General features: G+C 52.3%; 18 protein-coding genes, 2 tRNA genes and 2 other RNA genes. 9 read left to right on the top strand and 13 right to left on the bottom strand.

All coding sequences use genetic code 11. The annotated features are described in order from the left end of the window. Position 1: 1 nt before the first annotated feature. The 4 genes from oppC to K6L24_RS10165 form a co-directional block, all read right to left on the bottom strand. Entirely contained in the window at positions 2-910 is a 909-nt protein-coding gene (gene oppC, locus K6L24_RS10180; protein WP_062743123.1) for an oligopeptide ABC transporter permease OppC, read from the bottom strand. 14 nt (positions 911-924) lie between these two features. Beyond that, on the bottom strand, positions 925-1845 hold the full coding sequence (gene oppB, locus K6L24_RS10175; RefSeq protein ID WP_062743122.1) for an oligopeptide ABC transporter permease OppB: 921 nt from the start codon (positions 1843-1845) through the stop codon (positions 925-927). A gap of 83 nt (positions 1846-1928) precedes the next feature. Continuing rightward, a complete protein-coding gene (oppA, locus tag K6L24_RS10170; RefSeq protein WP_062743121.1) occupies positions 1929-3566 on the bottom strand; it encodes an oligopeptide ABC transporter substrate-binding protein OppA in 1638 nt (545 codons plus the stop codon). Between the two features lie 812 nt (positions 3567-4378). Continuing rightward, entirely contained in the window at positions 4379-5026 is a 648-nt protein-coding gene (locus tag K6L24_RS10165; RefSeq protein WP_062743120.1) for a YchE family NAAT transporter, read from the bottom strand. A gap of 479 nt (positions 5027-5505) precedes the next feature. Between K6L24_RS10165 and adhE the strand changes: the two genes are divergently transcribed. Continuing rightward, positions 5506-8196, top strand: a complete 2691-nt coding sequence (gene adhE / locus K6L24_RS10160) for a bifunctional acetaldehyde-CoA/alcohol dehydrogenase (protein ID WP_062743119.1) — start codon at positions 5506-5508, stop codon at positions 8194-8196. A 118-nt stretch (positions 8197-8314) separates the two neighbouring features. On the opposite strand, the gene tdk is transcribed toward adhE, so the two are convergent. After that, positions 8315-8941, bottom strand: coding sequence for a thymidine kinase (gene tdk / locus K6L24_RS10155; protein ID WP_062743118.1), 627 nt, complete (start codon positions 8939-8941; stop codon positions 8315-8317). A gap of 362 nt (positions 8942-9303) precedes the next feature. On the opposite strand from tdk, the gene hns reads away from it, so the two are divergent. Beyond that, on the top strand, positions 9304-9711 hold the full coding sequence (gene hns / locus K6L24_RS10150) for a histone-like nucleoid-structuring protein H-NS (RefSeq protein ID WP_062743117.1): 408 nt from the start codon (positions 9304-9306) through the stop codon (positions 9709-9711). Positions 9712-9844: 133 nt separating this feature from the next. Here the strand turns inward: hns and K6L24_RS10145 are convergent, their stop codons facing one another. From K6L24_RS10145 to rssA, 5 genes are all read right to left on the bottom strand, one after another. Beyond that, complete coding sequence (locus K6L24_RS10145) at positions 9845-10852, bottom strand: NAD-dependent epimerase (RefSeq protein ID WP_062743116.1); 1008 nt, start codon at positions 10850-10852, stop codon at positions 9845-9847. 14 nt (positions 10853-10866) lie between these two features. After that, a complete protein-coding gene (locus K6L24_RS10140) occupies positions 10867-12207 on the bottom strand; it encodes a UDP-glucose dehydrogenase family protein (RefSeq protein WP_062743115.1) in 1341 nt (446 codons plus the stop codon). Positions 12208-12233: 26 nt separating this feature from the next. Then, complete coding sequence (gene galU, locus K6L24_RS10135) at positions 12234-13142, bottom strand: UTP--glucose-1-phosphate uridylyltransferase GalU (RefSeq protein WP_062743114.1); 909 nt, start codon at positions 13140-13142, stop codon at positions 12234-12236. A 195-nt stretch (positions 13143-13337) separates the two neighbouring features. Beyond that, positions 13338-14351 carry a two-component system response regulator RssB gene (gene rssB, locus K6L24_RS10130; protein ID WP_062743113.1) on the bottom strand — a complete coding sequence of 338 codons (1014 nt, stop codon included), beginning with the start codon at positions 14349-14351 and terminating at the stop codon, positions 13338-13340. A 95-nt stretch (positions 14352-14446) separates the two neighbouring features. Further along, on the bottom strand, positions 14447-15355 hold the full coding sequence (gene rssA / locus K6L24_RS10125; protein WP_062743112.1) for a patatin-like phospholipase RssA: 909 nt from the start codon (positions 15353-15355) through the stop codon (positions 14447-14449). A gap of 106 nt (positions 15356-15461) precedes the next feature. Between rssA and K6L24_RS10120 the strand changes: the two genes are divergently transcribed. The 7 genes from K6L24_RS10120 (at position 15462) to xthA (ending at position 18545) form a co-directional block, all read left to right on the top strand. After that, the gene (locus tag K6L24_RS10120; protein WP_062743111.1) at positions 15462-15920 is read left to right on the top strand and encodes a YchJ family protein; all 459 of its coding nucleotides are present in this window, start codon (positions 15462-15464) and stop codon (positions 15918-15920) included. Positions 15921-15962: 42 nt separating this feature from the next. Beyond that, positions 15963-16811, top strand: a complete 849-nt coding sequence (gene purU / locus K6L24_RS10115; protein ID WP_062743110.1) for a formyltetrahydrofolate deformylase — start codon at positions 15963-15965, stop codon at positions 16809-16811. A gap of 145 nt (positions 16812-16956) precedes the next feature. Beyond that, positions 16957-17041 (top strand) — tRNA-Tyr (locus K6L24_RS10110). A gap of 78 nt (positions 17042-17119) precedes the next feature. Then, positions 17120-17204 (top strand) — tRNA-Tyr (locus tag K6L24_RS10105). 38 nt (positions 17205-17242) lie between these two features. After that, positions 17243-17373, top strand: a non-coding RNA gene (locus tag K6L24_RS10100) — RtT sRNA. Positions 17374-17411: 38 nt separating this feature from the next. Next, a non-coding RNA gene (locus K6L24_RS10095) (RtT sRNA) lies at positions 17412-17542 on the top strand. A 190-nt stretch (positions 17543-17732) separates the two neighbouring features. Next, positions 17733-18545, top strand: a complete 813-nt coding sequence (xthA, locus tag K6L24_RS10090) for an exodeoxyribonuclease III (RefSeq protein ID WP_062746115.1) — start codon at positions 17733-17735, stop codon at positions 18543-18545. 52 nt (positions 18546-18597) lie between these two features. On the opposite strand, the gene K6L24_RS10085 is transcribed toward xthA, so the two are convergent. Genes K6L24_RS10085 through selD form a run of 3 tightly spaced genes read right to left on the bottom strand, consistent with a single transcriptional unit; the run spans position 18598 to position 21902 of the window. Then, a complete protein-coding gene (locus K6L24_RS10085; protein WP_222682316.1) occupies positions 18598-18915 on the bottom strand; it encodes a YnjH family protein in 318 nt (105 codons plus the stop codon). Then, entirely contained in the window at positions 18915-20837 is a 1923-nt protein-coding gene (locus K6L24_RS10080; protein WP_222682266.1) for a DNA topoisomerase III, read from the bottom strand. The genes K6L24_RS10085 and K6L24_RS10080 overlap by 1 nt, the downstream gene beginning before the upstream one ends. An 18-nt stretch (positions 20838-20855) precedes the next feature. Continuing rightward, positions 20856-21902: a selenide, water dikinase SelD gene (gene selD, locus K6L24_RS10075; RefSeq protein WP_062746121.1), complete on the bottom strand. Its 1047-nt coding sequence runs from the start codon at positions 21900-21902 to the stop codon at positions 20856-20858. Between the last annotated feature and the right edge of the window lie 6 nt (positions 21903-21908).

The following is a 21908-nucleotide window of genomic DNA, read 5'->3' as shown; positions in this document are numbered from 1 at the left end:
CTTAACGGTCTTTCGGGTCGAGGGCATCACGCAGGCCATCGCCGATAAAGTTGAAACAGAACAGGGTAATCACGAGGAAACCAGCCGGATACAGCAGCAGCCAGGGTGAGACCTCCATCGAATTAGCACCGTCACTGAGCAGGGCTCCCCAACTGCTTAACGGTTCCTGCGTCCCCAGCCCGAGGAAGCTGAGGAAAGATTCAAACAGGATCATGCTCGGCACCAGCAGCGAGGCGTACACCACTACCACCCCAAGCACGTTTGGCACGATATGGCGCAGGACGATATTCAGGGTGGAAACACCCCCCACCTCGGCCGCTTCGATAAACTCTTTACGCTTCAGGCTCAGAGTCTGACCACGCACGATACGTGCCATATCCAGCCAGGAAACCATACCGATAGCCACGAAGATAAGCAGAATATTTTGGCCAAAGAAGGTAACCAACAGGATAACGAAGAACATAAACGGGAAAGAGTTGAGGATCTCCAGCAGACGCATCATCACGGAGTCAACCCGTCCCCCCAGATAGCCTGCCAGCGTGCCATACAACGTCCCCAGCACCACCGCTACCAGCGCGGCGGCAATACCGACCATCAGGGAGATACGCCCCCCAATCGCCACACGGACCAGCAGGTCGCGCCCGGAGGAGTCCGTCCCCATATAGTGGCCCGACGTCATATCCGGTGCCGCCGACATCATTGCCCAGTCAGTGTCGTCATAAGTAAATGCAGACAGCATGGGGGCAAATATCACAAACAAAGCCACCAGCAGCAGGACAAACAGACTGGCGACTGCCGCGCGGTTATGGATAAAGCGTCGGCGCGCGTCCTGCCACAGGCTGCGGCCTTCGATTTCTAACTTTTCAGTGAAGTTATCCAGAGCTTCGCTGTTTTTCTTAGCAAACATCATTCCCGGCTCCAGGATCAGTAACGAATTTTCGGATCGATGACCGCATACAACACGTCCACAATCGCATTAAAAAGGATGGTCAGCGCACCGACCAGAATGGTCAGGCTTAACACCAGCGAATAATCGCGGTTCAGCGCACCATTCACAAACAGCTGGCCAATACCAGGCAGGCCATAAATAGTTTCAATGACCATTGAGCCGGTAATGATGCCGACAAATGCCGGCCCAAGGTAGGACAGCACCGGCAGCAGCGCAGGCTTCAGGGCATGACGCAGTACGATGCGGTGCATCGGCAGCCCTTTGGCGCGTGCGGTGCGGATAAAGTTGGAGTGCAGCACTTCAATCATTGATCCACGGGTAATACGCGCGATGCTGGCAATATAGGCCAGAGACAGCGCCACCATCGGCAGGATCATAAATTTCAGCGCCCCGCCGTTCCACCCGCCTCCGGGCAGCCACTTCAGCGTGATCGAGAACAGCAGTACCAGCAGTGGCGCAACCACAAAACTGGGTATCACTATCCCGGTCATTGCCACCCCCATTACCGCATAGTCCCATTTGGTATTCTGCTTGAGTGCCGCGATAACCCCTGCACTCACCCCGAGTACCAGGGCAAACAGGAAGGCGGCCGCGCCTAACTTCGCGGAAACGGGGAAAGAACCGGCCACGAGGTCATTGACGGTATAATCTTTATATTTAAACGACGGGCCAAAATCCCCGTGTGCCAGTTGTTTCAGATAGCTGAAATACTGTGTCAGGATCGGATCATTTAAATGATATTTGGCTTCGATATTGGCCATGACTTCTGGCGACAGCGTACGCTCACCGGTAAACGGACTCCCCGGTGCCAGTCGCATCATAAAGAAGGAGATGGTAATCAGAATAAATAGCGTCGGGATCGCTTCAAGAAAACGACGAAAGATAAATTTTAACATTGCCCTACCTGCCCGGCTTACTGCCTCAGCGCTGCTCTAAAAAAGGCCTGTCGGAGAGGATTTCTCCTCTCCGACGCCGGTCATTAATGTTTGATGATATACAAGTTTTTATCGTAAACGTTATCCAGCGGATCTTTGCCGGTGTAACCGCCAACGTAAGGTTTCACCAGACGGGCATTGACGTAGTAATAGACCGGTACGATCACTGAATCCTTATCGAGGATTTTTTCAGCGTCGGCATAACGTGTCGCGCGAGTGGCTTCATCCGGAGAGGACAGCGCGGCATCCATCGCTTTATCGAAGGCTTCGCTCTTATAGTGCGAGGTGTTGTTACTGCTGTTGGACTGCATGGTGCCCAGGAACGTGGTCGGTTCGTTGTAGTCGGCACACCAGCCCGCACGGGCGACATCATAATTGCCCTGATGGCGGGTATCCAGGAAGGTTTTCCACTCCTGGTTTTCAAGCTTAACGTTCACACCCAGGTTTTTCTTCCAGATGGACGAGGCGGCGATGGCCAGCTTTTTATGCAGATCGGAGGTGTTATACAGCAGGCTAAACGTCAGCGGTTTGTCGGCCGTATAACCGGCTTCTGCCAGCAGTTTTTTCGCCTCTTCATTACGTTTTTCCTGCGTCCAGCCAAACCACTCCGGCGGGGTCAGTTTAATGCCTTCGGTGTATGGCGGAGTGTAGCTGTAGGCCGGAAGATCGCCCTGACCTTTCACCTTGGTGACAATGATGTCGCGATCAATGCCAAGTTTCAGTGCGGCGCGCACGCGCGGATCGTTGAATGGAGGCTTCTGGTTATTAATTTCGTAGTAATAGGTGCAGAGATAAGGATCAACGTGAACCTCACCCGGGATGTCTTTTTTCAGCTTCTGGAACAGCTCGATAGGCATGTTGTTATAGGTCATGTCGCTGCCGCCGCTGCGGTAGCGGTTGACGTCGGTGACTTCAGACGAGATCGGCAGGAAGGTTACTTTATCCAGCTTAGTGTCTTTGTTATCCCAGTAGTCGGTATTACGCACCAGAACGATACGTTCGTTGACCACCCACTCGGACAGTTTAAAGGCGCCATTGCCTACCCAGTTGGCAGGCTGGGTCCATTTTTCCCCAAATTTGTCGACAGCCGGTTTATACACCGGGGACATGGAAGGATGGATCAGCAGCTTGAAGAAATACGGCACTGGCTCACTCAGCGTGACTTCCAGTGTATGCGCATCGACGGCCTTCACGCCCAGCGTATCGGGGCTTTTTTTGCCGGCGATAATATCATCGATATTCTCAAGATGGCCGTATTGCAGATAGCTTGCGTAGGGTGACGCCGTTTTAGGATCGGACAGGCGCTGCCAGCTGTAGACGAAATCCTGGGCAGTGACGGGCTCACCGTTTGACCACTTGGCATCTTTGCGCAGGTGGAAGGTCCACACCTTGCCGTCTTTATTGTCCCAGCTTTCGGCCACGCCAGGAATAGGATGCCCTTTGGTATCGCTGATCACCAGGCCTTCCAGCAGGTCACGGTTCACGTTAGATTCAGGTACACCTTCAATTTTATGGGGATCCAGCGACTGCAGTTCAGCACCGTTCCCTTTCACCAGCTCCTGTTTGGCGGCCAGTTCGACGCCCGCAGGCACCTCAGCGGCCAGCGCCTGATGCGCAGTCATTGACCCCAGTGCGGCCATCACGCCGGCGGCGATCAGACTTTTCTTCGTGATGTTGATCATTTTTTACCTACTCCTGTTTTTATTAATACCGACGTGTGCCGGGCACCGTGGTTACCCCATTTTTAGGGAAAACTTCACCGGACGGCGGAACGAGGCCGTCCGGTTTGTTTTTTTATACTCATAACTGCTGAGGACTGCCTGCTATCACCTTCCAGCGCCCGGCCATGCCGCACGCTGTCGTGTCGGATCAGATAAGGATTATCTGTGCTGACGCAGGATGATGTCGATCATCACTGGTCACGGCCCTTGTGGATTGCATTTCCAGTGCCACTTTTTATCAAGGCCACTAAAAAATTATCAGAAGGGGCTCATTTCCGCTAAAGCTAAATAGCAAAAATGTTAACCATTTCTCTTTTATCATGATAAAAAGCAGGGGAAAAGTGTTATTTATTATTGAAAAATAACGGTTAAGATTATGAAAAATAAGCATAAAAAGGATTTTTAACGATAAAAGGATCGAAAAAAAACAATTTTTCGCCTGAATTTTAAGCAAATATCGTCTGAAAACGAAGAATAGTCATCACAACACTAATATTTGCAAGATTAGCAGCATATAAAACTAGCTAATTAGCAAATACACGCTACGTTGTAATGTTAAAAAAATCACACCCACTACAAACGAATGGATTTATTTTTCGTTTGCAGTAATTACATTAATAATGGCGGCGGTAAAGTAAGTGAAATGAATTAATGCACCAAAAAAGAACACACAATGCGCAATTTGCACTTAAATAGTGCAATGAAGCGAGGGGTGCGAAAAAAAAAGCGCATTAAATGCGCTTTAGCTGACCCATTGCAGAATTTAAACCGGGTTAATGTGTTAACCCGGGAAAGAGAGCTCTGATGCCGGTGACAACAAATTCAATTCCCAGGGCCATCAATAATAAGCCCATGATACGGGTCACCACGTTGATTCCGGTCTGGCCTAACACTCTCACCATCAGGGGGGCTGCACGGAACAGCAACCAGCAGCAAAACGCAAAGAGGGCTATCGCCACGGTAAAACCAAGCAGGTTTTGCCAGCTGTGATAGCGCGTGCTCCACACAATCGTTGAGCTGATTGCACCCGGTCCGGCCATCAGCGGCAGCGCCAGCGGTACAACGCCAATACTTTCCCGAATGGCACTCTCTGATTTTTCCTGCTTATTCTGCTTATCTTCCCCCAGCTTCCCGCTGATCATCGACATGGCTATGGTCACAACCAGAATACCGCCGGCAATTCGGAAAGAGTCAATGGAGATACCAAAAATATGCAGAATACCGTCACCCAGGAATAGCGCGGTCCAAAGGATGATCGCCACCGACAGGTTGGCGGTCAGATTCGTTTTATTCCTTGCCGCCGGGACCTGATAACTGGTCATACTGATAAATACCGGGATAATCCCGATGGGGTTGACCAGAGCAAACAGGCCCACGAAAAACTTGATATAGCCTGAAAGATCTAATAATGCAGGATTCACACTGCGCTCCTGTAGGGGGACGGATTCATGGCGGCTAATGTAATGGAAATCCGCCAGGTTGACTATCCCTTCAGACATGGAATATCACCCTATATTAATGGCTTATACCCAGATTTTTTCACTAAAAACATATCAAAATTCAGCATAATGAAAAGGCAAAGGGTGTAATGCCCTCGGCCAGTGGAAATTACCGGTCACATGTCAGATTTTTCGCCAGGCTGAAAGGTATCAGCTTGCATAATTAATGATCCAAATCATCTTTTCACCCCAGGACAACCGCTATGCTCAGTGACATCAAAAGGAGTTGATAAAGTACCTAAAGGGAGCCGTAGCCGGGCGCTGTGGCAGACTCTTTTAGTAAACCTATTAGAATGTTTTTAGTCTTCTGACAAACCCTTAGCGGGCAGTGACAGGCAGGATGACTATAATTTCTAGTTCTGACTTGTTTACTAATAGAGTTTAACTTTCAGGAGAGCCTCATGGCCGTTACTAATATCACTGAACTAAATGCCCTTGTTGAACGTGTTAAACAAGCCCAGCGTGAATTCGCTAACTTCAGTCAGGAACAGGTAGACAAAATCTTCCGTGCCGCCGCTCTGGCCGCCGCCGATGCCCGTATTCCTCTGGCCAAAATGGCCGTCGCTGAGTCCGGTATGGGTATTGTCGAAGACAAAGTCATCAAAAACCACTTCGCCTCCGAATATATTTATAACGCTTATAAAGACGAAAAAACCTGCGGTATCCTCGCCACTGATGATACCTTCGGCACGATCACTATCGCAGAGCCTATCGGCCTCATCTGTGGAATTGTACCGACCACTAACCCCACTTCTACCGCTATCTTCAAAGCCCTGATCAGCCTGAAGACGCGTAACGGGATTATCTTCTCGCCCCATCCCCGCGCGAAAAATGCCACTAACAAAGCCGCCGATATCGTTCTGCAGGCCGCCATTGCTGCCGGTGCCCCCAAAGATATCATTGGCTGGATCGATGTCCCTTCCGTTGAACTGTCCAACCAGTTGATGCATCACCCGGATATTAACCTGATTCTGGCCACCGGCGGCCCGGGTATGGTCAAAGCCGCTTACAGCTCAGGTAAACCCGCAATCGGCGTTGGGGCCGGTAACACCCCGGTGGTGATTGATGAGACTGCCGATATTAAACGCGCGGTGGCTTCCATCCTGATGTCAAAAACCTTTGATAACGGCGTTATCTGCGCCTCTGAACAGTCAGTGATTGTCGTTGACAGCGCTTATGACGCCGTCCGTGAACGTTTTGCCAGCCACGGCGGTTACATGCTGCAGGGGCAGGAGCTCAAAGCGGTTCAGGATATCATCCTGAAAAATGGCGCGCTCAATGCCGCGATTGTCGGACAGCCAGCGGTAAAAATTGCAGAAATGGCGGGCATCAGCGTGCCGGGTAACACCAAAATTCTAATTGGCGAAGTGAAGCTGGTCGATGAGTCAGAACCTTTCGCTCATGAAAAATTGTCTCCGACCCTCGCTATGTACCGTGCGAAAGACTTCAATGACGCCGTCAGCAAGGCGGAAAAACTGGTGGCCATGGGCGGTATCGGTCACACCTCCTGCCTGTACACTGACCAGGACAACCAGCGTGAACGCGTCAATCTGTTTGGCGACAAGATGAAGACAGCACGCATCCTGATCAATACCCCGGCTTCGCAGGGCGGCATCGGTGACCTGTATAACTTTAAACTCGCCCCTTCCCTGACACTGGGCTGTGGCTCATGGGGCGGTAACTCAATTTCTGAGAACGTGGGTCCTAAACATCTGATCAACACGAAAACCGTGGCCAAGCGAGCAGAGAATATGTTGTGGCACAAACTTCCTAAGTCTATTTACTTCCGCCGTGGCTCACTGCCTATCGCGCTTGACGAGGTGGCAACAGACGGGGCCAAACGCGCCTTTATCGTGACTGACCGTTTCCTGTTTAACAACGGCTATGCTGACCAAATCGTTAACGTGCTGAAAGCGCGTGGTGTAGAAACGGAAGTGTTCTTTGAAGTGGAAGCTGACCCGACACTGAGTATCGTCCGCAAGGGTGCCGAACAGATGCACTCCTTCAAGCCTGACGTGATTATCGCACTGGGCGGCGGGTCACCAATGGATGCAGCGAAAATTATGTGGGTGATGTATGAACATCCTGAAACCCACTTCGAAGAGCTGGCGCTGCGCTTTATGGATATCCGTAAACGCATCTACAAGTTCCCGAAAATGGGCGTGAAAGCCAAAATGATCGCTGTGACCACGACGTCGGGCACGGGTTCAGAAGTCACCCCGTTTGCGGTAGTGACTGATGATGCGACCGGTCAGAAATATCCGCTGGCAGACTATGCCCTGACCCCGGACATGGCCATTGTGGATGCTAACCTGGTGATGGATATGCCTAAATCTCTGTGCGCCTTTGGCGGGCTGGATGCGGTTACCCATGCGCTGGAAGCCTATGTCTCCGTGCTGGCGAATGAGTATTCAGACGGACAGGCTCTGCAGGCTCTGAAACTGCTGCAGGAAAACCTGCCTGCCAGTTACAATGAAGGGGCGAAAAACCCGGTAGCGCGTGAACGTGTGCACAACGCGGCTACCATTGCCGGTATCGCGTTTGCTAACGCCTTCCTTGGGGTGTGTCACTCAATGGCCCACAAACTGGGTTCAGAGTTCCATATTCCACACGGACTGGCTAACTCCCTGCTGATTTGTAACGTTATCCGCTACAACGCGAACGACAACCCGACGAAACAGACGGCCTTCAGCCAGTATGACCGTCCTCAGGCGCGTCGCCGCTACGCCGAAATTGCCGATCACCTGCGTCTCAGCGCGCCCGGTGACCGTACCGCACAGAAAATTGAAAAACTGCTGGTATGGCTGGACGGAATGAAAGCAGAACTGGGCATTCCTAAGTCTATCCGTGAAGCCGGGGTGCAGGAAGCGGACTTCCTGGCGAAGGTTGATAAACTGGCCGACGATGCCTTTGATGACCAGTGTACCGGCGCTAACCCGCGTTATCCGCTGATTGCGGAACTGAAACAGATTATGCTGGACAGCTTCTACGGCCGTGACTTTGTCGAACCCTTCGCTAATGTGGCAGAAGCGGTAACCGCGCCGGTAGTGGCTGCAGAAACGAAAAAAAGTGAACGTAAAGTAAAACGCTAAGCCTCCCGTGACGTAAAAAACCCGCCTGATGGCGGGTTTTTTTATTCCATCATCCGTAAGCCACGCTTACGGACCGGAGAAACGAGCGGCTGGCTTAGTCCCCTGCTGAAAAATATTGTCAGTTGCCGGAGGTCAGGTGGCGATGGCCGAATATAGCCTCCATCGAGCCACTGTTTAACGCTTCGTAATAATGTTTACGGCACACCGATACGTAGCGCTCATTGCCGCCAATTTGCACCTGCTCCCCTTCTTCGAAGGGTTTTCCGCTTTCATCCAGCCGTAATACCATGCTGGCCTTTCTGCCGCAGTGGCAGATAGTTTTTAATTCCACCAGCTTATCGGACCATGCCAGCAGATACTGACTGCCGATAAACAACTCACCGCGAAAATCCGTACGCAACCCATAGCAGAGTACGGGTATATCTAAATGATCGACCACTTCTGAAAGTGCCCGAACCTGATCGCGCGTTAAAAACTGGCTTTCATCAACCAGGACACAGTGAACCGGTTCCAACTGATGTTCTGCGTTAATCTCGCCATACAATGACGTCGCGTTATTATACAATTTTGCTGGAGATGAAAGGCCAATTCGTGAGCTGACTTTGCCTGCACCAAAGCGGTTATCGATTTCAGCGGTATACACCAGCGTACGCATTCCGCGCTCATGATAATTATAAGAAGATTGCAACAACGCCGTAGACTTACCGGCATTCATGGCAGAGTAATAGAAATAAAGTTGAGCCACCCACCCTACTCCAAAGTGATCAAGGAAGGCCGCAGTGTATCATAAAGTAAGGGAATGAAAGCTTTCCTGCCAGCGGAAATATCACAGCGAAAAAGAAGAAGAACAGGCATTTTCAGCATAAACCAACCGCTTTTTACTATTAATGAATGGCCGTTATCGGCGACATCACTGCGGCTATACCTGTTGAATGCTGGCCATTAATTTCTGTGAAATATCCTATTAACCGCTCAACCTCCCCCCGTTTTTACTTTCTATTACCACAATCTATTTTCTTACAAAATTAACTATTGCAGTTCGTAATGGCGAACACTATTATTATCAGGCAGAAATATCCCCATCAATTAAAATTAGAGAATTGGACAATGAGCGAAGCACTTAAAATTCTGAACAATATCCGTACACTGCGTGCGCAGGCAAGAGAATGTAGCCTGGAGACGCTGGAAGAAATGCTGGAAAAACTGGAAGTTGTCGTCAACGAACGCCGTGAAGAAGACAGTCAGGCTCAGGCAGAAGTTGAAGAGCGCACGCGCAAACTACAGCAGTATCGCGACATGCTTATTGCTGATGGCATTGATCCTAATGAATTACTCTCCACGCTGGCTGCGGCTAAAGCGCCGGGTAAAGCCAAACGTGCAGCACGTCCTGCTAAATACTCTTACATTGATGAAAACGGCGAAAGCAAAACCTGGACGGGTCAGGGCCGTACGCCTGCTGTGATTAAAAAAGCAATTGAAGAGCAAGGCAAGAATCTGGATGATTTTCTGCTGTAATACTGCTCAGGGTCCTTCTCTAATATTCCATAGTTAAAATGGGGTTTTGGGTCATATTTTAATTTTTTCATCAGGTTAAGATAAAACAAGGGAGCCATCAGGCTCCCTTTTTCATTGCATCAGCCTGACAGGCTTATTTCTGATAAAAATCTTTGTACCACTCTACAAAGCGGGCCACACCCTCTTCTACTGAGGTTTGAGGTTTGAAACCAATGACTTTGTAAAGCGCTGTCGTATCCGCACTGGTTTCCATCACGTCACCCGGCTGCATAGGCAGCATATTCTTTTCAGCAACCTGTCCCAGAGCGCTTTCGAGCGCCTCAATATACTTCATCAGCGTGACCGGTTGACTATTACCGATATTATAAACGCGATAAGGCGCAGAGCTGGTGGCCGGACTGCCACTTTCAACCGTCCAGTTTATATCCGCCTGTGGGATAACATCCTGCAAACGAAGAATAGCTTCGGCAATATCATCGATATAGGTAAAGTCGCGTCGCATCTGACCATGGTTATACACATCAATTTTTTCACCCGCGATAATCGCTCGGGTGAATTTAAACAGTGCCATATCCGGACGCCCCCACGGGCCATAGACGGTAAAGAAACGTAAGCCGGTGGTGGGAATACCATACAGATGAGAATAGGTATGTGACATCAGCTCATTGGCTTTCTTCGTCGCCGCGTAAAGGGATACCGGATGGTCAACTGAGTCGTCCGTTGAGAATGGCATTTTACGGTTCAGCCCATATACCGAGCTGGAAGAAGCATACAGCAAATGTTCCACCTGATTATGCCGGCACCCTTCCAGGATATTAAGGTGGCCAATCAGGTTGGCATCAGCATAAGCCAGGGGGTTTTCCAGTGAATAACGCACCCCCGCCTGAGCAGCAAGGTGGATAACACGTTGGAAGCGCTGAGAGCGAAACAGCTCAGCGATGCCTTCACGATCGGCCAGGTCGCCTTTCATAAAGGTAAAATTCGGGTGGGTGTTAATCAGATCAAGACGTGCCGTCTTAAGGTTAACATCGTAATAATCATTCAGGTTGTCGAGACCGACAACCTGGTGACCGGCGGCAAGCAGACGTTGAGTGACATGAAAGCCAATAAATCCTGCTGCGCCGGTGACCAGATATTTCATACTACCCTCGTTAATTATGCAATGTTAAGAGATGCTCCGCGGCCGATTGCATAATAAACAAAACCGCGTTTGCTGATTCTTTCTGGATCATACAGGTTACGACCATCAAAAATCACGGGTTCTTTGAGTGCATTTTTAATCACGTCAAAATCAGGCGCGCGGAAATTCTGCCATTCAGTACAAATGACCAGACCATCAGCACCCTGAAGCGCCGCCTCTTTGGTTCCCATCAGCTTAAGGTCGCTGCGGTGGCCATAGATGCGCTGTGCTTCGTCCATCGCTTCCGGATCAAACGCCTGAACCGTTGCGCCTGCCTGCCATAGTGCTTCCATCAGCACACGGCTGGAGGCTTCACGCATATCATCGGTGTTTGGCTTAAAGGACAGGCCCCATACGGCAAAGGTTTTGCCCTGCAGGTTGTCGCCAAAATGACGTTTGATAAAGGTCGGCAGCTTGTTCTTCTGCGAGTCGTTAACGTCTTCCACCGCCTGCAGCAGACGTGGCTTATAGCCAATCTGCTCAGCCGTACGGATCAGCGCCTGCACATCTTTCGGGAAGCAGGAACCACCATAGCCGCAGCCAGGGTAGATAAACGAGTAACCAATGCGCGAATCAGACCCAATACCCTGACGAACTTTTTCGACGTCTGCCCCCAGGCGCTCGGCCAGGTTGGAGATTTCGTTCATAAAGCTGATCTTCGTCGCCAGCATGCAGTTGGCCGCATACTTGGTCAGTTCAGCACTACGAATATCCATCAGGATCATACGGTCGTGATTGCGGTTGAACGGCTCATACAGCTCACGCAGCAGTTCAACCACCTCGTCGTTATCAGTGCCGATAACGATACGCTCAGGACGCATACAGTCGCTGACCGCAGCCCCCTCTTTGAGGAATTCCGGATTAGAAACCACATCAAAAGTCAGCGCTTCACCGCGCTCCTTCAGCGTTTCTTCCATTACCTTGCGAACCCGATCGGCTGTGCCAACAGGAACAGTAGACTTGTCCAGCACCACTTTGTGGTCTTTCATGTGCTGCGCAATGGTACGCGCAACCGCTGTAACATATTTCAGGTCAGCGGAACCATCTTCATCCGGTGGCGTGCCTACAGCAATAAACTGCATTACACCATGGTTAACGCCATCTTCGGCGTTGGTAGAAAACTTGAGGCGACCTGCCTCATAGTTTTGCATCACCAGCGGCGTCAGGCCCGGTTCAAAAATAGGAATGATCCCTTTCTTCAGATTCTCGACTTTGTTCTCGTCGACATCGATGCAAAGAACGTCATGTCCGACTTCGGCCAGAACCGCAGCCTGAACCAGACCAACATAGCCGATACCAAATACGGTGACTTTCATTGAATTGTCCCGGTTAGAAATTAAACTTACTTTTTATTATTAACGGTGCTTTCAAGCCAGGCTTTGAAATCGCTGCCCAGCGTGTTATGACGCACACCGTACTCAACGAAGGCCTGCATATAGCCCAGTTTGTTACCGCAGTCGTGGCTGATCCCTTTGAGGTGATAAGCTTCTACTGTCTCTTTTTCCATCAGCATCGCAATGGAGTCGGTCAGCTGAATTTCGTCACCGGCACCTGGAGGCGTTTTCGCCAGCAGTGGCCAGATATCGGCAGACAGAATGTAACGACCAACCACCGCAAGGTTAGAAGGCGCTTTGTCTGCTTTAGGTTTTTCTACCACTCCGACCATCGGTGCGCTGTCGCCAGGCTTCAGCTCGGCACCCTGGCAGTCAACCACGCCATAGGCCGTTACATCGGCAACAGGCTCTACCATGATCTGGCTGTGACCGGTTTCGTCGAAACGCTTCATCATTTCTGCCAGGTTGTCTTTCGACAGATCCGATTCGTATTCGTCGATGATGACATCGGGCAGGATAACGGCAACGGGTTCATTGCCAATCACCGGCCAGGCACACATGACTGCGTGGCCAAGGCCTTTCGCCAGGCCCTGACGCACCTGCATGATGGTCACATGCGGTGGGCAGATTGACTGGATCTCTTCCAGCAACTGGCGCTTAACGCGTTTTTCCAGCATGGCTTCCAGCTCAAAACTGGTATCGAAGTGGTTTTCAATGGAGTTTTTAGAAGAGTGCGTAACCAGCACAATTTCATTGATCCCTGCTGCGATACACTCGTTTACGACATACTGAATCAGCGGCTTATCAACCAGCGGCAGCATCTCTTTTGGAATCGCCTTGGTGGCAGGTAACATACGCGTTCCCAAACCAGCAACAGGGATTACCGCTTTTTTTACTTTGGACTTATAGGCAGACATCAAAGTACCTCTCTTTAGGCCGTTCAAGTTATTACTTGATATGTCGAGTTAAAATAACGAAGTGAGTATACCAGTGGAACCCACGCGGATTTATCCTGGATAAACCTTTTCTGCATAAATTAAGATAATTACCCAATTGTAAAGGTTATCACTGGCCCTGTCTGCCAGGGCCAGTTGAAAAGCGTTGGGTGGCGGTCATTCGGCCGATAACATCAGGCGCAGTCGCCCTCCGGCCCCCCACACCTGACATTGCCAGGCATCACAACGCTGGCTAATTTGGTTAAGATGTGTGCTGCCAAATGTGCCCAACGGAACACCATTGCTTAATTGAATTTGGTGGGTATGGATATTGAGAGTGGCGTTTAAACCAGCAGAAACCAGGATAAGATTTTTTAAACCCTGATGATAATAACCCACCAGCAATGGGAACTGCCCTTTTAAATTGGCCTGGCGGAGTAACAGATTAACCTGTTTCAGCAGTGCGCCCAGTTCAGGTAGCCTTGGCCCCTGACCGGAAAGCTGCTCTTGCAGCAGGCCATTAAACAGGGCGCGCAACAACAGCGCAGCCAGTACCCCGTTATCTCCTGCACGCGTCACATCGAGGCAGTAGAAGGCGAGATCTTTTTCAGAGAGTGCCGCCACGTCTAAGACCAGACCCGGCTGTTCTGCCATGGTCAGTTGACGGTAGTTCACCCGACAATGGGCGATAGTCTGCTGCACAGGGGGCTGCAGCTCTTTCAGCAGTTTTGCCGCAGACTGAGGGTCATTGACCAGCGCATCCCAGTCCTGGAATAATTGCTCGTCCTCCTCCACCTTCGAAGTAAACATTGAGGGATAAAGACATTCGAAGACCGCTTCACGCAGCCTGCCAAGATCTTTCACCGGCTTCAGCAGCACATCCTGCACGCCAATGCGCAGCACATTCGCAATATCCGACATGTTTTCAGTCGCTGAAATCACCAGAATTGGCAGCGCACCGCCACGACTGCGAATATGCTCGACCAGTTGAATGCCGCCCATTCGTGGCATGGCCAGATCACAAATCATCAGATCGGGTTGAGTCCGGCTCATTTGTTCAAGCGCGTGAACACCGTCATCAGCCAACGTGACGACGGCGCCAAGCCCGGTAAGGAAGTTGTCCAGCAGGGAACGGAAAACGACTTCGTCCTCAACGATGAGAATATGTTTTCCGCTTAATGGTTTTTCCATTGTGTCCCCCTGCATAACAGATACCTCAATAGTGGTCTATAAACGGCCTTTGCGCCTCTCAGAATTTCCTGAAGTAGCATGCTTAATTGACCACGCTATTGTCTGTCACGCACCAGCGGTAACAGTTCGTCCATTTTTTTCTCAACGGATAGTCTCCCCGCTTCAATCGCTTCCTCTGCCCGATGAAAATCCAGGGTGGAAATTTGCGGGCAGAATGGCTGTATCAGAACATCAGGAGGGTCACCCGCCATGCGATTACGCTTAAGCCGGTTTTCCAGGACCTGGATGGATGTAGACATGATTTCCATGGCACCGGGCGTGTAATTCATTCTGCGCGATTTAAAACGCCCGATACGCTGCCGCAGTCGGCCACTCCAGCTGTCAACGGATAGCGGCATGTCCGGCCCTTCAGGCTCCGGCGTTACGGAAAACAAGTCTTGTTGCATAAGGTGAGCATCATGTTGCAGGTCGACAGCAATCACGATGTCCGCGCCCAGCGCACGCGTCAGTGAGACAGGAACAGGATTGACGACGGCACCGTCCACCAGCCAGTATCCATTCCAGCTTACTGGTGCCAGTAAGCCTGGCATACTGCAGGAAGCACGCACTGCCTGATGAATATCCCCTTCCGTCAGCCACAGTTCACGCCCCGTGCTGAGGTTGGTGGCGACGGCCCCAAAAGGGAGAGAGCACTGCTGAATAGTGTCGCAGTCCATCAAACGGCGGACATGGCTGAATACTCTTTCACCGCGGATTAAGCCACCCCGCTGCCAGGAAAAGTCCATCAGGCGGATCACCTGCCAGTAGCTGAAAGATCGGACCCAGCGTTCCATTAACGGCAAGCGCTGATTCGCATAGGCGGCACCCACCAGCGCGCCCACCGAGCACCCCGCCACGACGTCAATACGTATGCCAGCGCGCTCCAGCGCATTAATCACCCCGATATGGGCCCATCCTTTGGCCGCTCCCGATCCCAACGCAAGCCCGATCTTTACCTGTCTCATTCCACCTCTGGCCAGTACTCAACGATCAAATGGCATCACCGCGTCTCCCCGGTTATCATGACGCCTGAATCTCATTTTACCTGTTATAAAAACTTCCGGAGTCAACGTGTCTGAACATTGTCCGTGCGGTAGCGGATTGCAGTATAGCCTATGTTGCGAGCCGTATCTAAACGGGAGCACACTCCCGGCCACCCCAGAAGCCTTAATGCGGTCACGTTACAGTGCTTACGTGAAGCAGGATACACCCTATCTGGTCGCCACCTGGCACCCCTCCTGTAACGCGCAGCATTTTGCGACCAGTATTGAGGAGAGTTATGCCCATACTCACTGGCGTGGCTTAACGCTAATCAGTATGGAAACCTTGCCCGAAAAGGCTATGGGATATGTGACCTTTTTTGCGCGTTTTACGGAAAATGGCCGCGAAAGTTTTATTCATGAACGTTCGCGCTTTCTTCGGGAGGAGCAACGCTGGTACTATATTGACGGAACCTTCCCGCCAATCGGGCGTAATGACCAGTGCCCCTGTGGCTCCGGTAAAAAATACAAGAAATGCTGTGGTCAGTAGTGACCTGGATTTCCCATCTGTATCGACAGGATTACCATCGCAATGCAAGCGCAAACACTGCAACGTAAAGTTCTACGCACCATCTGCCCGGATGCTAAAGGGCTGATCGCTAAAATTACCAATATTTGCTACAAACACGAACTGAATATTGTGCAAAACAATGAGTTCGTTGATCACCGTACCGGGCGTTTTTTCATGCGTACCGAGCTGGAAGGCATATTCAACGACAGTACGCTGCTTGCCGACCTTGACAGTGCACTACCAGTGGGCTCTGTACGTGAGTTGCAACCGGCTGGCCGTCGCAGGATTGTTATTCTGGTCACCAAAGAGGCACACTGCCTGGGTGATTTGCTGATGAAGAGTGCCTATGGCGGCCTGGATGTTGAAATTGCGGCGGTCATTGGTAACCACGATACCCTGCGTACCCTGGTCGAGCGCTTCGACATCCCCTTCGTTCTGGTCAGCCACGAAGGATTAACCCGCGAAGAACATGATACCAATATGGCGGCAGAAATTGACCGCTATCAGCCTGATTACGTGGTGCTGGCAAAATACATGCGCGTGTTGACGCCGGGATTCGTGCAGCGTTATCCCAATCAGATCATCAATATTCACCACTCGTTCCTGCCGGCCTTTATCGGCGCACGCCCTTACCATCAGGCGTATGAGCGTGGCGTGAAGATCATTGGCGCAACCGCGCACTATGTGAATGATAATCTGGACGAAGGCCCGATTATTATGCAGGACGTGATCCACGTCGATCACACCTACACCGCTGAAGATATGATGCGTGCCGGTCGCGATGTTGAGAAGAATGCTCTTAGCCGTGCGCTCTATCAGGTACTGGCGCAGCGCGTCTTTGTTTATGGTAACCGCACCATCATTCTGTAAGCCGGATGATGCTGTTTTGTCTGACAAAACAGCATCCCGGGCAAAAAAACGGCAAACACGCCGCTTTATACAAAACGGGGCTTTACAGCGTCACTTCATTTGATATGATGCGCCCCGCTTAACAAGCAGAGTGAGTAAGGCCAGTGGTGGGGTTCCCGAGCGGCCAAAGGGAGCAGACTGTAAATCTGCCGTCATCGACTTCGAAGGTTCGAATCCTTCCCCCACCACCATTTTCAGACTGTTATTTATTTGAAAATATGCCTCACACTTCACACTTCACACTTCATACTTGTTATCACGCTTCCCCTGGTGGGGTTCCCGAGCGGCCAAAGGGAGCAGACTGTAAATCTGCCGTCATCGACTTCGAAGGTTCGAATCCTTCCCCCACCACCATCTTCATTATCTTCTGAACATACTGATTTTGCTGCCCCTTCATTTTCCCGATGGGAAGGATGATAAGCTTCGACCCGAAGGTTTGTGTCGAGCGCAGTGAGACAACGCCAGTCATGGCGGCCCACAGGGCAAGGCGCGCAGCGACGCTGTCTTCCTTCCCCCACCACCATCTGCATTATCTTCTGAACATACTGATTTTGCTGCCCCTTCATTTTCCCGATGGGAAGGATGAGAAGCTTCGACCCGAAGGTTTGTGTCGAGCGCAGTGAGACAACGCCAGTCGTGGCGGCCCGCAGGGCAAGGCGCGCAGCGGCGCAGTCATCCTTCCCCCACCACCATCTTCATTATCTTCTGAACATACTGATTTTGCTGCCCCTTCATTTTCTCGATGGGAAGGATGAGAAGCGTCGCCCCGAAGGTTTATGTCGAGCGCAGTAAGACCACGCCATGTCTCACAGCAATATTTCTTTCTCTGCCTGAAACCTGCTACCATTCCGCCCTCTTAATTCACGCAAAATGGCCTGCGCTATGAAATTTCTTTCTTTTAATATCAATGGGCTGCGTGCTCGACCTCATCAGCTTGAAGCGATTGTTGAGCAGCATCAGCCGGACGTCATCGGTCTGCAGGAAACAAAAGTACACGACGATATGTTCCCGCTTGAGGACGTGGCTAAACTCGGCTATCACGTGTTTTATCACGGGCAGAAAGGCCACTACGGCGTCGCCCTGATGACGAAAGCAGAGCCTGTCGCCGTCCGCCGTGGCTTTGATGGCGATGATGAAGAGGCCCAGCGCCGGATGATTATGGCAGACATCCAGACCCCATCGGGGATTGTCACCGTGCTCAATGGCTATTTCCCGCAGGGAGAAAGCCGCGACCACCCGACGAAATTCCCGGCGAAAGAGAAATTTTATCGCGATCTGCAAAACTACCTTGAGCAGCAGCAGACTGCCGACAATAAAGTATTGATCATGGGTGATATGAATATCAGCAGCACCGACCTGGATATTGGTATCGGCGAAGACAGCCGTAAGCGCTGGCTGCGTACCGGGAAGTGTTCTTTCCTGCCGGAAGAGCGCGAGTGGATGGATCGCCTGATGAACTGGGGCCTGGTCGATACCTGGCGCGCCCAGAACCCGGACGTCAACGACCGCTTCTCATGGTTTGACTATCGTTCAAAAGGCTTTGATGACAACCGCGGGCTGCGTATTGACCTGGTGCTGGCCAGCCGACCGCTTGCAGAGCGCTGTGTGGCCACCGGGATTGACTATGCGATCCGCAGCATGGAAAAACCCTCTGACCATGCGCCGATCTGGGCAGAATTCAACCTGTCATCCTGACGGGTCAGCGTCGGGACGGGGAGCAACGCCACCCTTCCCGACGCACTCCACGCTATTTTACAATCCGCCAGATAAGATTATTGGTGCCCAGTGACTTTTCGTCGCGCACGCACTGCAGCAGGACACCCTCACTTTTCAATACCGCGCCTTCGGTATAGCTGCGGTTCTCAAAGGTACAGCAGCGCTGACACGGGGGTGCACTGTCACGACCGCCCTGCGTCCAGACTTCTGGCGGCATATCCACCACCACGTCAGCATTACCGCCGCCACCGTATTGACCACTGTCGCCGTGACCGTTACTGATGTAACGCTCTGCCAGCGACGGGGCGCTGATGGCACACAGCAGCAGCATAGCCAGATGCACTTTCATCACTCACTTTCCTTTTCTTTCGCCGCCTTGCGTCGCGGCTTTTTCGCTTTGTTCGTTGCCGGAGCAGGCAGGCCCCGGAATGCGTGCGCAGCCGGCTGCTGCCGCGCCTGGTGGATCAGACTGTGCAGGGTTTCCACCATCGGGAACATAAAGTCCTGATAGCGGCACTGCTTTTCACTGATTTTGGTCAGGGTAGACTCCCACTGCGCCGTCATATCTGGCCGCGCGGCCATCTCCGGCAGTGAATGAATCAACGCGCGCCCCGCCGGGCTGGAGTGAATATAGCGCCCCTTTTTATACAGGAAGGTGCGTTTAAACAGCAGCTCGATGATCCCGGCACGCGTCGCTTCAGTTCCTAAACCATCGGTCGCACGCAGCACTTTCTTTAGATCTTTATCCTGAACAAAGCGTGCAATCCCCGTCATGGCTGACAGCAGCGTGGCATCAGTGAACGGTCGCGGCGGCTGTGTTTGCTTTTCCACCACTTCCCCCCGCTCGCACAGCAGCTCATCATTTTTCTTTACCACCGGCAGCGGCGTGCCGTCATTCTCTTCATCGCGCTCTTTGCTGCCCAGCAGCGCACGCCATCCGGCTTCGGCAAGAAAGCGTGCCTTTGCGACAAATTTACCGCCAGCAATATCCAGTTCAATAATACATTTGCGGTACACCGCGTCCGGGCAGAACTGCATCAGATACTGCGTGGCGATCAACCGATAAATCTGCTGCTCATTATCGCTCAGATTCACCCGGCTGCTGCGGGCAGTGGGTACAATCGCATGGTGGGCATCGACCTTTTTATCATCCCAGCAGCGGTTCTTCTGGTCACTGTTGAAATCTGCCGGTGGCGCTAAATCCGGCTGATGTACCTTGATTGCATTCAGTACTGCCTGACGTCCAGCAAAGTGCTCATCTGGCAAATAGCGGCTGTCAGAACGCGGATAAGTGATCAGTTTGTGAGTTTCATAAAGTCGCTGGCAGGTGTCCAGCACCGTCTGGGCGCTCAGGCCGAAACGCTTCCCCGCCTCAATCTGTAAAGCCGACAGGGAAAAAGGCAGCGGTGCCGTGTCATTTTCCCGCTTATCGTTATAGCTGGTCACGTGGGCGGGCTGCCCGCCAATGCGCCCCACTACATGGTCAGCAAGAGTACGATGTAGCAGGCGTCCTTCTTCATCCTGATAAGGCTCACAGGCATCACTGGGCTGCCACAACGCCACAAAACGCTCATCCTTCGGGGTGATAATGTGCGCTTTAACTTCAAAAAAATCTTTGGCAACAAAATTTTCGATCTCTTCATCACGACGCACGACCAGCCCGAGCACCGGCGTTTGCACGCGGCCGACCGAGAGCACGCCATCATAACCCGCATTGCGGCCCAGCAGCGTATAGGCACGGGTCATATTAATGCCGTACAGCCAGTCAGCGCGGGATCTGGCCAGGGCAGAGACACAGAGCGGAATAAATTCGCGGTTTTCACGCAGGCGATCGATCGCACGCTCGACGGCCTGCGGGTTAAGATCGTTGATCAGACAGCGCTGCACCTGCGCCCGCTTTTCGGCGGGCAGAGTCAGGTAGTCCAGCACTTCATCGACCAGCAGCTGCCCTTCACGATCCGGGTCACCGGCATGGACCACCACGCTCGCCTGTGCCAGCAACCCTTTGATGACGTTGAGCTGCTTCGCTACGGAAGGCCGCGGCTGTAACTGCCATTTTTCCGGCACAATCGGCAGGTCGGCCAGCGACCAGCGGGCGTAGCGGCTGTTATAACTGTCAGGCTGTGCCTGCTCCAGCAGGTGCCCTACGCACCAGGTCACCACCTGGTCCTGGCCACAGGCAATGTAACCGTCGCCCCGACGGTGGGGTTTTGGCAGGACATCCGCAATAGCACGGGCAAGACTGGGTTTCTCGGCAATAAACAAACGCATCCGGGGGTGAATTCCTGCTCAGGGTTTGACTTCAATAACGGCCCTGCCGGCCTGCGCCGTCAGGAGTTCGCCAATAGGTGTTAGCGAAATAGCGTGCGCAGCGGCAATAGCCTCGACCTCTGCCTCTGAACCGGGCAGCACCGCCAGCAACAGGCCGCCGGAGGTTTGCGGGTCACACAGCAGCTGACGTTGAGCGTCGCTCATCGTACCCACCAGATGCCCGTAGCTGGCAAAATTGCGTTCTGTCCCGCCCGGGACGCAACCGAGGGCAATATACTCGTCCACCCCCGACAGGCGTGGAATGGCGCTGAACCAGAGGTCGGCGTGCAGACCCGCGCCCTGGCACATCTCGCTCAGATGCCCCAGCAGTCCGAAGCCGGTCACGTCGGTCATCGCGCTGACGCCCGCAGCCGGGGCAAATGCTGCCCCAACCTGATTGAGCTGGCACATGGTTTCTGTCGCCACCCCGGTATGTTCAGGCCGCAGCAACGCTTTTTTCTCGGCGGTAGTCAGCACGCCGATGCCGAGCGGTTTGGTGAGATACAGGCGGCATCCCGGGCGTGCCTCGCTGTTGCGCTTGACCTGGTCAGTGGCCACGATGCCCGTCACTGCCAGCCCGAAAATCGGTTCCGGGGCGTCAATGGAGTGCCCGCCCGCCAGGCTGATACCCGCCTGCTCGCAGACACTTCGGCCTCCCTCAATCACCCGGCGGGCAATCTCCGGGGCCAGAACGTTGACCGGCCAGCCGAGAATAGCAATGGCCATAATCGGTTTGCCGCCCATCGCCCAGATATCACTGATAGCGTTGGTGGCAGCAATACGGCCAAAGTCGAAAGGATCATCGACGATCGGCATAAAAAAGTCGGTGGTACTGATCACCGCTGTTCCGTTACCGAGGTCGTAAACGGCAGCATCGTCACGGGTCTCGTTCCCCACCAGCAGGTGAGGATCGTGGCGCAGAGGGTGATCGCTGTGCAGAATTGTATCCAGCACCCGGGGGGATATTTTACAACCGCAGCCGGCTCCATGGCTGTACTGCGTCAGACGAAGGGGGGTTTCGTTCATCTTTCC

The sequence above is a fragment of the Erwinia persicina genome, from assembly GCF_019844095.1.
GTDB classification, from domain to species: domain Bacteria; phylum Pseudomonadota; class Gammaproteobacteria; order Enterobacterales; family Enterobacteriaceae; genus Erwinia; species Erwinia persicina.
The sequence above is the reverse complement of the archived record's forward strand: the minus strand, read 5'-3'. Positions and strand labels throughout refer to the sequence as shown.

Coding starts and splice junctions, on each gene's coding strand:
- K6L24_RS10080 (WP_222682266.1), bottom strand. CDS start 20,837: ATGCGTTTGTTTATTGCCGAGAAACCCAGTCTTGCCCGTGCTATTGCG.
- oppB (WP_062743122.1), bottom strand. CDS start 1,845: ATGTTAAAATTTATCTTTCGTCGTTTTCTTGAAGCGATCCCGACGCTA.
- adhE (WP_062743119.1), top strand. CDS start 5,506: ATGGCCGTTACTAATATCACTGAACTAAATGCCCTTGTTGAACGTGTT.
- rssA (WP_062743112.1), bottom strand. CDS start 15,355: ATGAGACAGGTAAAGATCGGGCTTGCGTTGGGATCGGGAGCGGCCAAA.
- K6L24_RS10145 (WP_062743116.1), bottom strand. CDS start 10,852: ATGAAATATCTGGTCACCGGCGCAGCAGGATTTATTGGCTTTCATGTC.
- xthA (WP_062746115.1), top strand. CDS start 17,733: ATGAAATTTCTTTCTTTTAATATCAATGGGCTGCGTGCTCGACCTCAT.
- K6L24_RS10140 (WP_062743115.1), bottom strand. CDS start 12,207: ATGAAAGTCACCGTATTTGGTATCGGCTATGTTGGTCTGGTTCAGGCT.
- selD (WP_062746121.1), bottom strand. CDS start 21,902: ATGAACGAAACCCCCCTTCGTCTGACGCAGTACAGCCATGGAGCCGGC.
- galU (WP_062743114.1), bottom strand. CDS start 13,142: ATGTCTGCCTATAAGTCCAAAGTAAAAAAAGCGGTAATCCCTGTTGCT.
- hns (WP_062743117.1), top strand. CDS start 9,304: ATGAGCGAAGCACTTAAAATTCTGAACAATATCCGTACACTGCGTGCG.
- rssB (WP_062743113.1), bottom strand. CDS start 14,351: ATGGAAAAACCATTAAGCGGAAAACATATTCTCATCGTTGAGGACGAA.
- K6L24_RS10085 (WP_222682316.1), bottom strand. CDS start 18,915: ATGAAAGTGCATCTGGCTATGCTGCTGCTGTGTGCCATCAGCGCCCCG.
- oppA (WP_062743121.1), bottom strand. CDS start 3,566: ATGATCAACATCACGAAGAAAAGTCTGATCGCCGCCGGCGTGATGGCC.
- purU (WP_062743110.1), top strand. CDS start 15,963: ATGCAAGCGCAAACACTGCAACGTAAAGTTCTACGCACCATCTGCCCG.
- oppC (WP_062743123.1), bottom strand. CDS start 910: ATGATGTTTGCTAAGAAAAACAGCGAAGCTCTGGATAACTTCACTGAA.